Source organism: Cellulomonas shaoxiangyii (assembly GCF_004798685.1).
GTDB classification, from domain to species: Bacteria; Actinomycetota; Actinomycetes; order Actinomycetales; family Cellulomonadaceae; genus Cellulomonas; species Cellulomonas shaoxiangyii.
The window spans coordinates 2759637-2777387 of record NZ_CP039291.1; the positions used below are offsets into that span (position 1 = coordinate 2759637).

Below are 17751 nucleotides of genomic sequence, written 5' to 3' on the forward strand. Positions count from 1 at the left end.
CGGGCGGGCGCCCGGTCAGACCAGCCGGCGGTCGACGAGCCAGGCGGCGAGGCGCGTGCCGGCGTCGCCCGTGTCGGTCAGCAGCACCCGGTCCTCGCGCGGCGGGCGCGGTGCGGCCTCGAGGACCTGCGTGCGGGCGCCGGCGGCACCCACGGTCGCGGGGTCCACACCGAGGTCGGCGAGCGAGAGCGTCGTGACGGGCTTCTTGCGGGCGGCCATGATGCCCTTGAAGTTGGGGTACCGCGGCTCGTTGCTCTGGTCCGTGACCGAGACGAGCGCGGGCAGCGACGCGGTGAGCACCTCGGACGCGTGGTCGAGGTTGCGCGTGACGGTCACGGTGCCGGCGTCGGGGTCGACCGTCAGCTCCGCGGCGAGCGGGAGCGCGGGGAGACCGAGGTCCTCCGCGAGCGCGGTCGGGAGCAGCGACGTCAGCCCGTCGAGGCCGGCCATGCCGGTGAGCACGAGGTCCACGGGCGACGCCGCGGACAGGTGGCGCACGGCGGCGGCGAGGATCGCAGCGGTGCCCAGGGCGTCCGACCCGGCGGCCGCGTCGTCGAGCACGTGCACGGCCTCGTCGGCGCCCATCTGGAGCCCCTTGCGGACCGCGTCGACCGCGTCCTCGGGGCCGAGCGTCAGCACGACGACCTCGCCGCCGTGCTCCTCGACGAGGGCCAGCGCCGCCTCGACCGCGTTCTCGTCGAGCTCGTTCAGCGTGCCGTCGCCCCCGTCCCGCACGACGTACCCGTCGGGGCCGAGCTGCCGGTCCGACTGGATGTCCGGGACGAACTTCACGCACACGACGATCCTCACGCGCCGAACGTTACCGCTGACCCCGGCCGCAGGAGCCGGTGACCGGTCCGTGGGCAGGCCGTGGGCGGGTGGCGCGGGCCCGTCCGGGCGGTGGCGCCGTCCACCCGACGCTGCGGCGCCGCCCCCCGGACGTCCGTCCTGGCACGATGGACGCGTGAGCGCTCCCCCGACCCCCCGAGCGGCGTCGCGGCCGTACCGGCCGGGCGTCCACGTCACCGACCACGGCGTCGACGTGGCCGTGCTCGCCCCGCACGCCACCGCCGTGGAGCTGTGCCTGCTCGACGGGCCGCGGGACGCCCCCACCGAGCGCCGGGTCCCCCTCGGCGGTCCCCACCTCGGCATGTGGTGGGCGTCCGTGCCGGACGTACGGCCGGGGCAGCGGTACGGGTTCCGCGCGCACGGCCCGTGGGAGCCGGCGCACGGCCTGCGCTACAACCCGGCGAAGCTGCTCGTCGACCCGTACGCCCGCGGGCTCGTGGGCGACCTCGGGTACGGCCCGGAGACGTACGGGCACGTCGTCGGCGACGACCTCGCGGGCGACCCGTACGGCGCGGCCGACGGCCGCGACTCGGCGGCGCACGTGCCGCACGGCGTGGTCGTCGACACGCGCGCGCTGCCGGGGCCCGACCCGGCCGCGAACCGGCCGTGGACGCCGTGGGACCGCACGGTCGTCTACGAGGCCCACGTCAAGGGCCTCACCCACCTGCACCCCGACGTGCCGCCCGAGCTGCGCGGCACGTACGCGGCGCTCGCCCACCCCGCGGTGCTGGCCCACCTCCTGGGGCTCGGCGTCACGGCGGTCGAGCTGCTGCCCGTGCACGCGTTCGCGTCGGAGCCCCACCTCGTGGCCAGGGGCCTGACCAACTACTGGGGCTACAGCACGCTGGGGTTCTTCGCGCCGCACGCCGCCTACGCGACCGCGGCGGCCCGCGCGGGCGGACCGGCGGCCGTGCTCGACGAGGTCCGCCGCACGGTCCACGCCCTGCACGAGGCGGGCCTCGAGGTGCTCCTCGACGTCGTCTACAACCACACCTGCGAGGGCGGGCTGCCCGGTCAGCACGTGGCGTGGCGGGGCCTGGACAACGCCTACTACTACCGCCACCTCGGCGGCGTGCCCGCGGCGCTCGACGACGTCACGGGCACGGGCAACTCGCTCGACTTCGCGCGGACCGGCGTCGTCGCGACCCTGCTGGACTCGCTGCGGTACTGGGCCGGGGTCGTCGGCGTCGACGGGTTCCGGTTCGACCTCGCGGTGACGCTCGGCCGCAGCCGCGACGGCTACCGCGCCGACCACGCCGCGCTCGTGGCGGCGGCGACCGACCCGGTCCTCGCAGGGCTCAAGCTCGTCGCCGAGCCCTGGGACGTGGGACCGGGCGGCTGGCGCACGGGTCAGTTCCCGCCGCCGTTCGCGGAGTGGAACGACCGGTTCCGCAACGCCGTGCGGTCCTTCTGGCTGGCCGACCCCGGTCGGGCCGCGCACGGGCTGCCGGGGCACCGGGTGCGCGACCTCGCGACCCGCCTGTCGGGGTCGGTCGACCTGTTCGGGCACGGCACGCCGCCGCTGCTGCGCGGCCCCGGCGCGTCGGTCAACTACGTCACCGCGCACGACGGCTTCACGATGGCGGACCTGGTCGCCTACGACCACAAGCACAACTTCGCGAACGGCGAGCAGAACCGCGACGGCTCGGACGACAACCGGTCGTGGAACCACGGCGTCGAGGGGCCCGTCACGTCGGACTCCCCCGCCGCCAGCGTCGCCCCGCTGCGCCGCCGCTCGATCCGCAACCTCTTCGCGACGCTCGTGCTGGCGGCGGGCACGCCGATGGTCACCGCGGGCGACGAGATGGGCCGCACGCAGCAGGGCAACAACAACGCCTACTGCCAGGACAGCGCGATCTCCTGGGTGCGCTGGGACCTGAGCGACTGGCGCGGCAACCAGCTCGCCACCGCCCGGCACCTGCTGGCGCTGCGGCGCGAGCACCCGGCCCTGCGCTCCGAGCGGTTCTACTCCGGCACCCCCGTGCACGAGGGCGGCCCGCCCGACCTCGCCTGGTACGACGCCGAGGGCACCGAGTTCGACCACGCGCGCTGGCACGACGCGTCGATCCGCACGTTCCAGATGGTCCGGGTCGCGCGCGACCCCGACGTCGACCGGGTCCTGCTGGTCGTCAACGGCGCGCTGGACCCGGTAGAGGTCACGCTCGCGGGCGACCCGGAGCACCCGTGGTGCCTCGCGTGGGACTCCGTGTGGGAGCACCCCGCGGAGGCGCGCACCGCCGCGATCGGCGGTGCGCTGCACGCCCCGGCCGGCCAGGTGACGGGGCTCGAGCCGCTGAGCATGCGGGTGTACGTGCTGGCCGCAGCCGCCGGCCGGCACCCCGGCTGACCTAGGGTGCCGCCCATGAACCGCCACGACGTCGTGGTCGTCGGTGCCGGCCTCGCGGGCCTGGTCACCACCGCCGAGCTGCTCGCCGCGGGGCGGCGCGTGCTGGTGCTCGACGCCGAGCCCCCCGCCGGCCTGGGCGGGCAGGCGTGGTGGTCGTTCGGCGGGCTGTTCCTCGTCGACTCCCCCGAGCAGAGGCGCCTCGGCGTGCGCGACGGCGCCGACCTCGCGCTCGCGGACTGGCTGGGGTCGGCGGGCTTCGCCGACGACGGCTCGGACCGGTGGGGCCGCGCGTGGGCCGAGGGGTTCGTCGACTTCGCCGCCGGCGGGATGCGCGACTGGCTGCACCGCCTCGGCGTGCGGTGGTTCCCGCTCGTGCAGTGGGCCGAGCGCGGCGGGTACCTGGCGGACGGGCACGGCAACTCGGTCCCGCGCTTCCACGTCACGTGGGGCACCGGGCCGGGCGTGCTCGAGCCGTTCGTGCGCGCGCTGCTCGACGGGCACCGCGCCGGGCGCGTCGAGGTCCGGTTCCGGCACCGCGTCACGGGGCTGGTCGTGACCGACGGACGCGTGACCGGGGTGCGCGGCGACGTGCTGGCACCCGACCCGGCGCCGCGCGGGGCGCCGTCGGGCCGCACCGCCACGGGGACCTTCGAGGTGGCCGCGCCCGCCGTCGTCGTCGCGACGGGCGGCATCGGCGCGAACCACGACCTGGTGCGCGCGACGTGGCCGGCCGACGCGGGCCCGCTGCCGGCGCGCATGCTCTCGGGCGTACCGGACCACGTGGACGGGTCGGGCATCGCGGCGGCGCGGGCGGCCGGGGCGCACGTCGCGCACGCCGCCCGCATGTGGCACTACCCCGAGGGGATCGCGCACCACTCGCCGGTCTGGTCGCGGCACGGCATCCGGATCCTGGCCGGGCCGAGCTCGCTGTGGCTCGACGCGGACGGCAGCCGCCTGCCGGCGCCCCTCTTCCCCGGCTTCGACTCCCACGGCGCGCTGCGGCACGTCACGGGCCGCGGGGACGACCACTCGTGGTTCGTGCTCGACCGCACGGTCCTGGGCGCCGAGCTCGCCCTGTCCGGGTCGGAGCAGAACCCCGACCTCACGGGGCGCAGCGTGCCGCAGCTCCTGCAGCGCGTGCTGCCGGGCGCCGTCGGGCCGGTGGAGGAGTTCGCGCGGCGCTCGCCGGAGTTCGTGACGGCGGCCACCCCGGCGGAGCTCGCGGCCGGGATGAACGCGCTCACCGGGACCGCCCGCATCGACCCCGACCGGCTCGCGCGGACGATCGAGGCGCGCGACGCGCAGGTCGCCACGGGGCTGGGCAAGGACCTGCAGGTGACCGCGACCGCCATGGCGCGGCGCTACGTCGTGGACCGGCTGGTGCGGGTCGCGCCGCCGCACCGGATGCTCGACCCCGCGCACGGGCCGCTCCACGCCGTGCGCCTGTCGGTCCTCACGCGCAAGACGCTCGGCGGGCTGGCGACCGACCTCGAGGGGCGCGTGCTGCGCCCCGACGGCGAGGTCCTGCCGGGGCTGTGGGCCGTCGGCGAGGCCGCGGGCTTCGGCGGCGGCGGCGTGCACGGCCACCGCGCGCTCGAGGGCACGTTCCTCGGCGGCTGCCTGTACACCGGGCGGGTCACCGGACGCGCCCTCGTCGACGCGCTCTGACCGTCGGCCGGCGGTCAGCCGGCCGCGGCGACCAGGCCCAGCTCCGCCGGGGAGGTCAGCGACGGGTGCCGCGGCACGACGCGCACGGTGTACCCGAAGGCGCCGGTGGCGGCCAGCTCGACCTCGCCGGCGTACGCGTACCGACCCGCCTCGAACGCGTCCGTGACCGCGAGCGCGTCGGCCGTGAACGAGGTCAGCTCGTCGTCGGCGCCCACCGGCCCGTGCACCACCTGCACCTCGACGTCGTCCGGCGTCAGGTCGCCGAGGCCCACCCACGCCTGCACGTGCAGGCGGTCGCCCACCTGCGCCGCCCCCTCGACGCCGCCCGAGTCGACGTGGTCCACGTGCACGGCGGGCCACGCCGCCCGCACGCGGGCCTTCCACGCCGCGAGCGCGCGCGCTCCGGCGAGGTCGTCGGCCCGCAGGTCGGCGCCGGCCGACGCGGCGGGGACGTACAGGTGCGCGACGTAGTCGGCGACCATGCGCGTGGCCTGCACCTTCGGCCCCAGCGTGGCGAGCGTGTGCCGCACCATCGCCAGCCACCGCCGCGGCACGCCCCGCTCGTCGCGGTCGTAGAACCGCGGGACCACGTGGTGCTCGAGGACGTCGTAGAGGGCCGTCGCCTCGAACGCGTCGCGCGCGACGGGGTCGTCGACGCCGTCCGCCGTGGGGATCACCCACCCGTTCTCGCCGTCGTACCACTCGTCCCACCAGCCGTCGAGGACGGACAGGTTGAGCCCGCCGTTGAGCGCGACCTTCATGCCGGACGTGCCGCAGGCCTCCAGGGGGCGCAGCGGGTTGTTGAGCCACAGGTCGCACCCGGGGTAGAGCGTCGACGCCATGCGCATGTCGTAGTCCGGCAGGAACACGATGCGGTGGCGCACGTCGTGCTGGTCGGCGAACGCGACGAGCTCGGCGATGAGCTTCTTGCCGGGCGCGTCGTCCGGGTGCGCCTTGCCGGCGACGACGACCTGCACGGGGTGGTCCGGGTGCAGGAGCAGCGACCGGAACCGGTCGGGGTCCGCGAGCATGAGCGTGAGCCGCTTGTAGGTGGGGACCCTGCGGGCGAAGCCGATCGTGAGCACGTCGGGCGACAGCACGTCGTCGGTCCAGCCGAGCTCGACGTCGGCGGCGCCGCGGTGGCGCCACGACGCGCGGACGCGGTCGCGCGCGTCCGCGACGAGCCGGCCCCGCAGCCACCCGCGCACGTCCCACAGCTGCTCGTCCGTGACCCCCTGCCGGCTCGTCCAGCCGGTCCCGGTCGCGAGCTCCTGCGCGCTCATCCGCCCGGCCGCGAGCTCGGTGAGCTCGGGCGCGACCCACGTCGGCGCGTGCACGCCGTTGGTGACCGACCCGATGGGCACCTCCGCCGCGTCGAACCCGGGCCACAGCGGCGCGAACATCTCCCGCGAGACGCGCCCGTGCAGGTGCGAGACGCCGTTCGCGCGCGCCGCGAGCCGCAGGCCCATGACGGCCATGTTGAACGTCAGCGGGTCGCCGCCCTCGTGGTCCTCCGCGCCGAGCGCCAGCACGTCGGCGGTCGGCAGGTCGTCGTGCTCGACGAGCGCGTCGACGTACCGGCCCACGACCGTCGCCTCGAAGCGGTCGATCCCCGCGGGCACGGGCGTGTGCGTGGTGAACACCGTCGTCGCGCGCACCACCTCGAGCGCGGTCGGCACGTCGGCGCCGTCCGCGACGAGCTCGCGCATGCGCTCGACGCCGAGGAAGCCCGCGTGCCCCTCGTTCGTGTGGAAGACGTCGGGCGCCGGTGCCCCGGTCAGCCGCGACCACGCGCGCAGCGCGCGCACCCCGCCGACGCCCAGGAGCAGCTCCTGCTGCAGCCGGTGCTCCCCGCCGCCGCCGTACAGCCGGTCGGTCACGCGCCGGCCGGCGTCGTCGTTGGCCGGCACGTCCGAGTCGAGCATCAGCAGCGGGACGCGCCCGACCTGCGCCACCCAGACCTGCGCGTCGAGCGTGCGCGCGCCCGGCAGCGCGAGCCGCACGGCCGCGGGTGTGCCGTCGTCCTCGCGCAGCAGGGTCAGCGGCAGGTCGTCGGGGTCGAGGACCGGGTACGTCTCGGTCTGCCAGCCGTCGCGGTCCAGGGCCTGCCGGAAGTAGCCCGAGCGGTAGAGCAGGCCGACGCCGACGAGCGGCACCCCGAGGTCCGACGCGCTCTTGAGGTGGTCGCCGGCGAGGATCCCCAGCCCGCCCGAGTACTGCGGCAGCGCGGCCGCGAGCCCGAACTCCGGGGAGAAGTACGCCACCGAGCCGGGCAGGGGCCCACCCGCCTGGCGCTGGTACCAGCGCGGCTCGTGGCGGTACGCCGCCAGGTCCGCCGCGGCCGCCCGCACGCGCGCGACGAACCGCTCGTCGGCCGCCAGGGCCTCGAGCCGCTCCCGCGTGAGCGCACCGAGGAAGGCGACGGGGTCGCCGCGGACGGCGTCCCACAGCGCCGGGTCCACGTCGGCCAGCACGGCCCGCGTCGCGGGGTGCCACGACCAGCGCAGGTTGCGAGCGAGCGTGTCCAGGGGCGCCAGCGGGGCGGGCAGCACGGTGCGGACGGTGAACCGGCGGATCGCTCTCACCTGCCGCACACTACGCATTCACGACCATTCGCACAGCCCTCCGGACCGGTCGATCCGGACATATGTCCGAGTGCGGCGCGGCGCGCCCCCTGCGGATGCCGGGGGCCCGGAGGGACGGATAGGTTCGTGGCGTGAGGACTCCCCAGCGTCCGCGTCGCACGTCTGCCGCGACGCCCCCCGGTCGGCCCCGCGCCTCCGTGCCCGTCCCGTCGAGCCCCGAGACCGCTCCCGGCCCCGAGCCGGCGTCGACCCCGCCGGCCGCACCGCCCACCGCACGTGACGTCCCCGCCGACGCAACCGCGGACCGGACCCCAACCGCGGCGCCCGCCCGCGGGCCGCAGGCGCCGGACGCCCGGCACGTCGCCCCCACCTCGTCCGCACCCACCCCGTCCGCCCCCACCGCGTCCGCACCGACGCCGTCCGTACCGACGCCGTCCGTACCGGTCGGCGCCCAGCTCCCGCCCGCGCTGCCCATCGGCCGCATCCCCGTCGTCGAGGTGTCCCCCGTCGCGGAGGAGGGCCGCTTCCCCGCGAAGGCGGTCGTCGGCGAGGCCGTCCCGGTGCGCGCGACCGTGTTCCGCGAGGGGCACGACGCCGTCGGCGCCACCGCCGTGCTCACGCGCCCCGACGGCACGGACCACTCGTGGGCCCGCATGGTCGACGTGGCCCCGGGCCTCGACCGGTTCGAGGCCCGCCTGGTCCCGGACGCGGAGGGCGACTGGACGTTCCGCGTCGAGGGCTGGTCCGACCCGTACGGCACCTGGTCGCACGACGCCGCCATCAAGGTCGAGGCCGGCGTCGACGTCGAGCTCATGCTCACGGAGGGCACCCGCGTGCTCACGCGCGCCGCCCGCCGCACGGGCGCCGACGCGATGCCCGAGCGGGACACGCGCACGCTGCTCGACGCCGTCGCGGGGCTCCAGGACACGACCCGTCCGCCGGCCGCGCGGCTGGCCGCCGGGCTCGCCCCCGACGTGCGTACCGCGCTCGCCCGCACGCCGCTGCGCGACGTCGTGACGGCGTCCCGCTCCTACCCGCTCGTGGTGGACCGGCCCCTCGCGCTCGCCGGCGCCTGGTACGAGATGTTCCCGCGCTCGCACGGCGCCACGTACGACGAGGCCACCGGCCGGTGGACGTCGGGGACGCTGCACACCGCGGCACGCGAGCTGCCGCGCATCGCCGCGATGGGCTTCGACGTCGTGTACCTGACCCCGATCCACCCGATCGGCACGTCGCACCGCAAGGGGCGCAACAACGCGCTGACGGCCCAGCCGGGCGACCCGGGCTCGCCGTACGCGATCGGCTCGCCCGACGGCGGGCACGACGCGATCGAGCCCTCGCTCGGCACGTTCGACGACTTCGACGCGTTCGTGGTGCGCGCCCGCGACCTCGACCTCGAGGTGGCGCTCGACCTCGCGCTGCAGGCGTCCCCGGACCACCCGTGGGTGCACGAGCACCCGGAGTGGTTCACGACGCGTGCCGACGGGACCATCGCCTACGCCGAGAACCCGCCGAAGAAGTACCAGGACATCTACCCGCTGAACTTCGACAACGACCCCGAGGGCATCTACGCGGAGATCCGCCGCGTGGTGCAGGTGTGGATCGACCACGGCGTGACGGCGTTCCGCGTCGACAACCCGCACACCAAGCCGCTGTGGTTCTGGGAGCGTCTGCTGGCGGACGTGCGCCGCGACCACCCGGAGGTCATCTGGCTGTCCGAGGCGTTCACGCGCCCCGCCATGATGCTCACGCTCGCCAAGATCGGGTTCCACCAGTCGTACACGTACTTCACGTGGCGGAACACGAAGGCCGAGCTGGAGGAGTACCTCGCCGAGGTCGGCGGTGACCAGGGCGCGTGGATGCGCCCGAGCTTCTGGCCGACGACGCACGACATCCTGCCGCCGTACCTGCAGGCCACGGGCAGGACGGGCTTCGCCGTGCGCGCCGTGCTCGCGGCCCTCGGTGCACCGACGTGGGGCGTCTACTCGGGCTACGAGCTCGTGGAGAGCGTGCCGCGGCCGGGCGTCGACGAGCAGATCGACAACGAGAAGTACGAGTTCCGGCCCCGCGACTGGGCGCGCGCCGACGAGCTCGGCATCGCGCTGCTGATCGGCCGCCTCAACGAGATCCGCCGGGCCCACCCCGCGCTCCAGCAGCTGCGCGACGTGCGGGTGCACCCGACGACGGACGACGCCCTCGTGTGCTTCTCGCGGCACCTCGACGCCGAGCACTCGCCCACGGGCCGTGCCGACACGGTGGTCGTGGTGGTCAACCTCGACACGACGGGCGCGCGGGACGGCGTGGTCGAGCTCGACCTCGCGTCGTTCGGCCTGCCGACGGACCGTGCCGTCGTCGCGCACGACGTCCTGTCGCGCGAGACCTACGCGTGGACGTCCCACCCGTACGTCCGCCTCGACCCGTCGGTCCGCGTCGCGCACGTCGTCCACCTCGAGCACCCGGGCGTGGCGGCGTGAGCCCCGACGTCCGTCCCCCCGGCAGCGGCACCGCCCCGGGGGACGCGTTCACCCGGCACGGCGACCCCTCCCTCGTGGTCCCGGGCGGCCCCCTGGTGCCGGCCTCGGCCACCACGACGGCACCCCTGCGCGAGCCTGCGCCGACGACGGGTGCGCTCGCGCTCGGCGGGCTGCCCGCTCGCCGCCAGCCCGCCGTGCCGGAGCCGAAGATGGTCCGCGACGGCCGCGACGACGACCCGGAGTGGTACCGCACGGCGGTCTTCTACGAGGTCATGCTGCGCACGTTCTCCGACTCCTCGGGGCAGGGCAGCGGCGACCTCGCGGGGCTCGTGGAGCGCCTCGACTACCTGCAGTGGCTGGGCGTCGACTGCCTGTGGCTGCCGCCGTTCTACCCCTCGCCCATGCGCGACGGCGGGTACGACGTGTCCGACTACACGGCCGTCGCGCCGCAGTACGGCACGATCGACGACTTCCGCACGCTCGTGCAGGAGTGCCACCGCCGCGGCATGCGGGTCGTGGTCGACCTCGTCATGAACCACACGAGCGACCAGCACCCGTGGTTCCAGGCGTCCCGGTCGGACCCCGACGGTCCGTACGGCGACTTCTACGTCTGGAGCGACGACAACACGCGCTACCAGGACGCGCGCATCATCTTCGTCGACACCGAGACGTCGAACTGGACCTTCGACCCCGTGCGCCGGCAGTACTTCTGGCACCGGTTCTTCTCCCACCAGCCGGACCTCAACTTCGAGAACCCGCGCGTCGTCGACGCGATGTTCGACGTGGCCCGGTTCTGGCTGCACATGGGTGTCGACGGGTTCCGTCTGGACGCGGTGCCGTACCTGTTCGAGGCCGAGGGCACGAACTGCGAGAACCTCCCGGAGACGCACCGGTTCCTCGCCGACCTGCGCCGCATGATCGACGAGGAGTTCCCCGGTCGCATCATGCTCGCCGAGGCGAACCAGTGGCCCGAGGACGTCGTGCACTACTTCGGCACCGAGGACGCGCCGGAGTGCCACATGTGCTTCCACTTCCCGGTGATGCCGCGGATCTACTACGGCCTGCGGGACCAGCGGGCCACGCAGATCGTCGACATCCTCGCCGACACCCCGCCGATCCCGACGTCGGGCGGGCAGTGGAGCACGTTCCTGCGCAACCACGACGAGCTCACGCTCGAGATGGTGTCCACCGAGGAGCGCGCGTCGATGTACGGGTGGTACGCCCCCGACTCGCGCATGCGCGCCAACGTGGGCATCCGCCGCCGCCTGGCCCCGCTGCTCGACAACTCGCGCAAGGAGATCGAGCTCGCGCACGCGCTGCTGCTCTCGCTGCCGGGCAGCCCGTGCCTGTACTACGGCGACGAGATCGGCATGGGCGACAACATCTGGCTGCCGGACCGCGACGCGGTGCGCACGCCGATGCAGTGGACGCCGGACCGCAACGCGGGCTTCTCGGTGGCCGACCCGGGCAAGCTGTACCTGCCGGTGGTGCAGTCGCTCGTCTACCACTACGGCAACATCAACGTGGAGTCGCAGCTCGCCCAACCGACGTCCCTGCTGCACTGGGTGCACGGCATGCTCGCGGTCCGCCGCAGGTTCAAGGCGCTCGGCCGCGGCACGTTCGAGGTCGTACCGTCCGACAACGACGCGGTGCTCACGTTCCTGCGCCGCACGGAGGACGAGACGATGCTGGTCGTGGCGAACATGGCCGCGACGGCCCGCGCCGCGACGCTCACGATGCCCGCGCAGGCCGGCTGGCGGGTGCGGGACGTCTTCGGCGGCTCGGCGTTCCCCGACGTCGGTGCCGACGGCACCGTGTCCGTCACCCTCGGCTCGCGCGACTTCTACTGGCTGGAGCTGACCGCACCGTGATCCTCGACGCCCGGGACCCCGACGACCTGGACGCCGAGCTCGTCGGGCTCCTGCGCGCGTGGCTGCCCGACCGCCGGTGGTTCCCCGTCAAGGGCGCGGCCGCCGAGCTGACGGCCGTCGCCTCGGTCGACCTCGCCGACGACGTGCGGGTGCTGCTCGTGCGCGCCCGCGCCGGCTCCGTGGACGTGCTGCTGCAGGTGCCCGTCGTCCTGGTGGACGGCGTGACGGGCGGGACCGCGTCGGTCGTCGGCACGGTCGGCACCCGCACCGTCCTCGACGGTGCGGGGCACGCGGCGTTCCTCGGGGCGCTGCTGGCGCACGCCGACGGGCCGGGTGCGGACGTCGACGTCACAGCGGCGCGCGTGGTGACCGGCGAGCAGTCGAACACCTCGGTGATCCTGCCCGACCGGGCGACCGGCGCGCCGGCGGGCATCCTCAAGGTCCTGCGCACCGTCGCCGCGGGCGAGAACCCCGACATCGACGTGCCGCGCCGGCTCACCCGGCAGGGCTGGGGCGGCGTGCCGGAGCCGTTGGCGTGGGCGCAGGTCCGCTGGACGCCGGCCGCGGGCGCGGAGCGTGCCGTCGGCTACCTCGGCGTCATGAGCACGTTCGTGCCCGGCGCCGAGGACGGCTTCGAGCTCGCCTGCCTGCACGCGCGGGAGGGCCGGGCGTTCGGCGACCTCGCGCGGGAGCTGGGCGAGGTCGTGGCGGGCATGCACGGCGCGCTCGCCGCGGCGTTCGGCACGACGGACGACGCCGCGGGCCCCGCCGCGGTCTCCGAGGCGCTGACGACGCGTCTCGCGTGGGCCACGGCCGCGGTGCCGGGGCTCGCGGACCGCGCCGAGGGCGTGCGTGCGGTGGCCGCCGAGGTCGCGGCCCTGCCGGCCACTCCCCCGCGCCAGCGCGTCCACGGCGACCTGCACCTGGGCCAGGTGCTGCGCTCGCGCGGCCGCTGGTTCGTCATCGACTTCGAGGGCGAGCCGCTCGCCCCGCTCGCCGAGCGCACCCGGCCGGACCTCGCGCTGCGCGACGTCGCCGGCGTCCTGCGCTCGTTCGACTACGCGGCGGCGGTGGGCGGGCTCACGGGCGACGCGGCGGCCGCGTGGACCGCCGACGCGCGCGAGGCGCTCCTGGCCGGGTACGCGGCGGGGGCCCCGACCGACGTCGACGACGCCACGCGCACCCTGCTGCTGCGGGCGCTCGAGCTCGACAAGACGCTCTACGAGGTCGTCTACGAGGCGCGCAACCGCCCCACGTGGGCGCCGATCCCCGCGGCGGGTCTGGACCGGCTGCTGACCTGAGCCGGCGCGGGGCCCGTCGCGCGCGTCAGGCGCCGGTCGGCAGCTCCGTGAGCGCCTCGACCACCATGCGGGTGCCGGCCTGCCGGGGGGCGAGCTCGCTCTGCAGCACGAGCGCGGCCCCGCCGACGGCGGCCGCCTCGGACGCGTGCGTCGAGATCGTGACCCGCACGGGGTGCGCGCCGCGCGCGAAGAAGCTGCGCGCGAGCCGTTCCTGCACGACCGGGAGGTAGAGCGAGCCCGCGAGCGCGAACGACGGCCCGGTGAGGACCACGAGGTCGAGGTCGAGGACGTTGGCGAGGGTCTGCGCCGCGACGCCGAGGTACTCGGCGGAGGCGCGCAGCAGCCGCATCGGCTCCGCCTCGCCGCGCGCGGCCGCCCGGGCGAGCGCCGCGAAGTCCTCGGACACCCCGCGCCCGGGCAGCACGACGCCGGCCGCGCGGGCCTGCGCGACGACGGCCGCGGGGCCGGCGAACGCCTCGACGCAGCCCCGGCTGCCGCACCAGCACTCGGGCCCGTCGAGCGCGACGCACACGTGGCCGATCTCGCCGGCGTTCGAGCTGCGGCCGCGGTACACCGTGCCGTCCACGACGATCCCCGCGCCGATGCCGGTGCCCATGTAGAGCGTGGCGCACGCCGCCCCGGTGGCGACCCCGCCGGACCAGTACTCCCCCACCGCGGCGGCCGTCGCGTCGTTGTCGAGCAGGACGGGCAGCCCCGTGGCGTCGCCGATCGCCGCGGCGAGCGGGAACTCGGCCCAGTGCTGCATCACCGGCGGGGTGAGCGTCATGCCGGTGGTCATCGAGATGGGCCCGGGCGACACGACGCCGACGCCGAGCACGAGGGCGGGGTCGATGCCGGTGCGGGTCACGGTCGTCGCGATCTCCGCGGCGATGCGGGCGACGACGTCACGGGGGTCGTCGGCACCCGCGCCGGGCCGCCGCCAGCGGGCGACGACGGCGCCGCCGAGGTTCGCGATGACGTAGGTGATGCCGGCGTGGTCGAGGTGGACCCCGACCGCGTAGCGCGCGTACGGGTCGAGCCGCAGGAGCATGCGCGGCTTGCCGCCGGTCGACTCCGCACGCCCGGCCTCGACGACCAGCCCCTCGTCGATGAGGCGGCGCACGACGGTGGACACCGTCGCGGCGGTCAGGCCCGTCGCGCGCGTGAGCTCCACCCGGCTGATCGTGCCGGCGGCGCGGATGACGTCGAGGATCGCCGCCCCGCTGCTGGCGTGGGCGGCGCCGAGTCCCGGCTGCGCACCGTTCACGCGTCCTCCCGTCGTCCTGCTCGTCCACCTGCGTCGTCGCGCGATCCCGGCGGAGCGCGCCCCTAACGATATGGACACGGCGACGGGTCGGCGGCGACACGCCCGTTGACTTACTTTGTTCAGCGGCCTAAGAATCGACTCCGGCGCGCGGACCGGGCCCCGGCCCGGCCGCCACGCACCTGCGGCCGGCACACCGAGGTGGCGGCCACGACGAGAGGACCAGGGATGTTCCTTCACCAGCGACGTGCGCGCGTCGCCGCGGCGTCCGCGGCAGTCACCGTGCTCGCCCTCACCGCGGCCTGCTCGAGCGGCGGGTCGGGCGGCGAGGAGAACACGAGCGGCGAGCCGGCCGGCGAGATCACGGTCCTCACGTGGCGCACCGACCTCGTCGAGGACGGCACGTTCGACGACTACGTCGAGCAGTTCAAGGAGAAGTACCCCGACGTCACCGACGTGACGATCGAGGGCCTCACCGACTACGAGGGCGAGGTGAAGACGCGCATGAACACCGACGAGTACGGCGACGTCCTCGCCATCCCCGGCTCGGTGACCCCCGACCAGTACGCGCAGTTCTTCGAGCCGCTGGGCTCGCAGGAGGAGATGGCGGAGAAGTACAGCTGGATCAACGACAAGTCGTTCGAGGGCCAGTCCTACGGCATCCCGGTCGTCGGCAACGTGCAGGGCGTCGTCTACAACACCCGGGTCTGGGAGGAGGCCGGAGTCACGCAGTTCCCGACGACGCCCGAGGAGTTCCTCGCGGGCCTGCAGGCGATCAAGGACGGCGGCATCGAGGTCGCGCCGCTCTACACCAACTACAAGGACGGCTGGCCGCTGTCGCAGTGGGACGGCTGGCTGGGCGCCGTCACGGCGGACCCCGACTGGAAGAACGCGCTCGTCACGTCCGACGAGCCGTGGGCCGAGGGCACCGACTACGGGGTCGTCGACGGGCTCATCTACGACGCCGTCGCGCAGGACCTGGTCGAGGTCGACCCCACGACGACCAACTGGGAGGAGTCCAAGCGGCTCCTCGGCACGGGCGAGGTCGCGACGATGGTGCTCGGCTCGTGGGCCATCCCGCAGATGCAGGCCGCCGCGCAGGACGCGGGCGCCGGCGCCGAGGACATCGGCTACATGCCGGTCCCGGTGCAGGTCGACGGGAAGTTCCACGCGGTCGCCGGCGGCGACTACAACCTCGGCATCAACGTGAACTCCGACAACAAGGTCACGGCGCGCGCCTGGATCGACTGGTTCAACGAGGAGTCGGGGTACTCGGAGTCGCAGGTCGGCCTGTCCCCGCTCAAGGACGGCACGGTGCCCGAGGCCCTCGCGAGCTTCATGGAGCAGGTCGAGCTCCTCACGCTGAACCCGGCCCCCGAGGGCGAGGAGTCCCTGTTCGCGGACATCGACACCGCGTCCGGCATCGTCACGACGGACCCGAAGTTCCGCCAGGACACGATCGACGCGGCCCGGTCGGGCGCGAAGACGAAGGAGCAGATCTTCACCGAGCTCAACACGGCGTGGGCCGAGGGCCGCGCCGAGGTCGGCGACTGAGGACCCACGCCATGACGACCGCTCCGTCGAGCCTGCAGGCCTCGACCACGGCGGCCACGGCGGCGGACGGCGTGGCCCGTACCGCCCGGCGCAGGCCGGGCGGTACGGGCCACGGCCCCACGTGGTCGCGTCCGCTGACGCCCTACCTCTTCCTGCTGGTCCCGCTCGCGCTGCTCGTGCTGCTGACGTACGTGCCGGTGGCGAACATGTTCTGGTACTCGGTCACCGACTGGGACGGGCTGGACAAGGTCAAGAACGTCGTCGGCACCGAGAACTACGCCGAGGTCTTCACCGACCCGGACAACGTCCGGGTCTTCTACGTGTCGCTGTACTACTTCGCCGCCTCGTTCGTGCAGATGGCGCTCGCGCTGTACTTCGCGACGATCCTGTCGTTCAAGGTGCGCGCCAAGAACCTGTGGAAGGGGATCCTGTTCTTCCCCTACCTCGTCAACGGCGTCGCGATCGGGCTCATCTTCCTCAACTTCCTCAAGCCCGGCGGCGGCCTGGACACCGTGCTGCTCACGGCGGGGGTCGACAGCCTCGTGCAGCAGTGGACGGGCGACCCGGCCATCGCGAACTACTCGCTCGCCGCGGTCTCGGTGTGGCGGTACATGGGCCTGAACTTCGTCATGTTCCTCGGCGCGATCTCGTCGATCAACAGCGAGATCTACGAGGCCGCAGAGATCGACGGCGCGACCCGCTGGCACCAGTTCCGGCACATCATCGCGCCGTCGATCCGGCCGATCCTCGGCCTGTCGTTCATCCTCGCGATCTCGGGCGCGCTGTCGGTGTTCGAGATCCCGTACGTCATGACGAACGGCGGCAACGGCACCGAGACGTTCGTCATCCGCACCATCTGGATGGCCTTCAACCGCAACACCGTGGGCCTGGCGTCCGCGATGGCGGTCGTGCTGCTGGTGATCGTCCTGCTGGTGACGTGGCTGCAGCGCCGGCTCGTGCCGGAGCGGGAGGTGGACCTGACATGACGCGCGCGGTCACCGGCACGCTGAAGTACACGTCCCTCGTCGTGGCGTCCGTCGTCACGCTGCTGCCGCTGGGGCTGATCCTGTTCGGCTCGTTCAAGACCGGTCAGGAGTTCCTCGCGACGAACCCCTTCGCCCTCCCCGAGAGCTGGACGTTCGACAACTACGTCACGGCGTTCACGCGCGGCGGCATGGCGCTCGGCTTCCTCAACACCGTGATCATCTTCGCCGCCGCGATCGCCGGCACGATCCTGATCGGCGCCGCCACGGCCTACGCGATCGACCGGTTCTCGTTCGTCGGCCGCGGCGCCGTGCTCAACCTGTTCCTGCTCGCCACCCTCGTGCCGGGCGTGACGACGCAGGTGGCCACGTTCCAGATCGTCAACGGGCTGGGCCTGTACAACACGCGGTGGGCGCTGATCCTGCTGTTCATGGGCACCGACATCATCTCGGTGTACATCTTCCTGCAGTTCATGCGCGCGATCCCGCGCTCGCTGGACGAGGCCGCGATGATCGAGGGCGCCGGCCACCTGCGGATCTTCTTCCAGATCATCCTGCCCAACCTCAAGCCCGCGGTCGCGACCGTGGTGATCATCAAGGGCATCGGCATCTACAACGAGTTCTTCCTGCCGTTCCTGTACCTGCCGGACCCGGACCTGCGGCCGATCTCGACGTCCCTGTTCGCGTTCAAGGGCCCGTTCGGGTCGCAGTGGGAGATCATCTCGGCCGGCGTGGTCATCACGATCGTGCCGATCCTCGTGCTGTTCCTGTTCCTGCAGAAGTACATCTACAACGGGTTCACGGCGGGCGCGACGAAGTAGCGGCGCCCACCGTGCGGCGAGGGCCGGTCCGCAC

The 17751-nt window shown here is 74.3% G+C and carries 11 protein-coding genes; 8 read left to right on the forward strand and 3 right to left on the reverse strand.

The features are described from left to right. Window positions 1-15: 15 nt before the first annotated feature. Complete coding sequence (locus E5225_RS12485; RefSeq protein ID WP_135973827.1) at window positions 16-810, reverse strand: electron transfer flavoprotein subunit beta/FixA family protein; 795 nt, start codon at window positions 808-810, stop codon at window positions 16-18. A gap of 154 nt (window positions 811-964) precedes the next feature. On the opposite strand from E5225_RS12485, the gene glgX reads away from it, so the two are divergent. Together glgX and E5225_RS12495 are read left to right on the forward strand one after the other, a co-directional pair. Continuing rightward, window positions 965-3196 carry a glycogen debranching protein GlgX gene (gene glgX, locus E5225_RS12490; RefSeq protein ID WP_135973826.1) on the forward strand — a complete coding sequence of 744 codons (2232 nt, stop codon included), beginning with the start codon at window positions 965-967 and terminating at the stop codon, window positions 3194-3196. A 15-nt stretch (window positions 3197-3211) separates the two neighbouring features. Then, entirely contained in the window at window positions 3212-4864 is a 1653-nt protein-coding gene (locus E5225_RS12495; protein ID WP_135973825.1) for an FAD-binding dehydrogenase, read from the forward strand. A 14-nt stretch (window positions 4865-4878) separates the two neighbouring features. On the opposite strand, the gene glgP is transcribed toward E5225_RS12495, so the two are convergent. Further along, window positions 4879-7449 carry an alpha-glucan family phosphorylase gene (glgP, locus tag E5225_RS12500; protein ID WP_135973824.1) on the reverse strand — a complete coding sequence of 857 codons (2571 nt, stop codon included), beginning with the start codon at window positions 7447-7449 and terminating at the stop codon, window positions 4879-4881. A 467-nt stretch (window positions 7450-7916) separates the two neighbouring features. On the opposite strand from glgP, the gene E5225_RS12505 reads away from it, so the two are divergent. The 3 genes from E5225_RS12505 (at window position 7917) to E5225_RS12515 (ending at window position 13095) form a co-directional block, all read left to right on the forward strand. After that, complete coding sequence (locus E5225_RS12505) at window positions 7917-9923, forward strand: alpha-1,4-glucan--maltose-1-phosphate maltosyltransferase (protein WP_135973835.1); 2007 nt, start codon at window positions 7917-7919, stop codon at window positions 9921-9923. Window positions 9924-10132: 209 nt separating this feature from the next. Next, window positions 10133-11794, forward strand: a complete 1662-nt coding sequence (gene treS / locus E5225_RS12510; RefSeq protein WP_243738270.1) for a maltose alpha-D-glucosyltransferase — start codon at window positions 10133-10135, stop codon at window positions 11792-11794. Then, window positions 11791-13095 carry a phosphotransferase gene (locus E5225_RS12515; RefSeq protein ID WP_135973823.1) on the forward strand — a complete coding sequence of 435 codons (1305 nt, stop codon included), beginning with the start codon at window positions 11791-11793 and terminating at the stop codon, window positions 13093-13095. Before treS ends, E5225_RS12515 begins: the two co-directional genes overlap by 4 nt. Window positions 13096-13120: 25 nt before the next feature. Here the strand turns inward: E5225_RS12515 and E5225_RS12520 are convergent, their stop codons facing one another. After that, window positions 13121-14362, reverse strand: coding sequence for an ROK family transcriptional regulator (locus E5225_RS12520; RefSeq protein WP_135973822.1), 1242 nt, complete (start codon window positions 14360-14362; stop codon window positions 13121-13123). 225 nt (window positions 14363-14587) lie between these two features. Here E5225_RS12520 and E5225_RS12525 point away from each other — a divergent pair, with 225 nt between their 5' ends. Genes E5225_RS12525 through E5225_RS12535 form a run of 3 tightly spaced genes read left to right on the forward strand, consistent with a single transcriptional unit; the run spans window position 14588 to window position 17717 of the window. Further along, window positions 14588-15913 carry an ABC transporter substrate-binding protein gene (locus E5225_RS12525; protein ID WP_135973821.1) on the forward strand — a complete coding sequence of 442 codons (1326 nt, stop codon included), beginning with the start codon at window positions 14588-14590 and terminating at the stop codon, window positions 15911-15913. An 11-nt stretch (window positions 15914-15924) separates the two neighbouring features. Next, window positions 15925-16899, forward strand: a complete 975-nt coding sequence (locus E5225_RS12530) for a carbohydrate ABC transporter permease (RefSeq protein WP_135973820.1) — start codon at window positions 15925-15927, stop codon at window positions 16897-16899. Further along, window positions 16896-17717 (forward strand): carbohydrate ABC transporter permease, encoded by an 822-nt coding sequence (locus E5225_RS12535; protein ID WP_135973819.1) that lies wholly within the window; start codon window positions 16896-16898, stop codon window positions 17715-17717. Before E5225_RS12530 ends, E5225_RS12535 begins: the two co-directional genes overlap by 4 nt. Window positions 17718-17751: the final 34 nt, after the last annotated feature.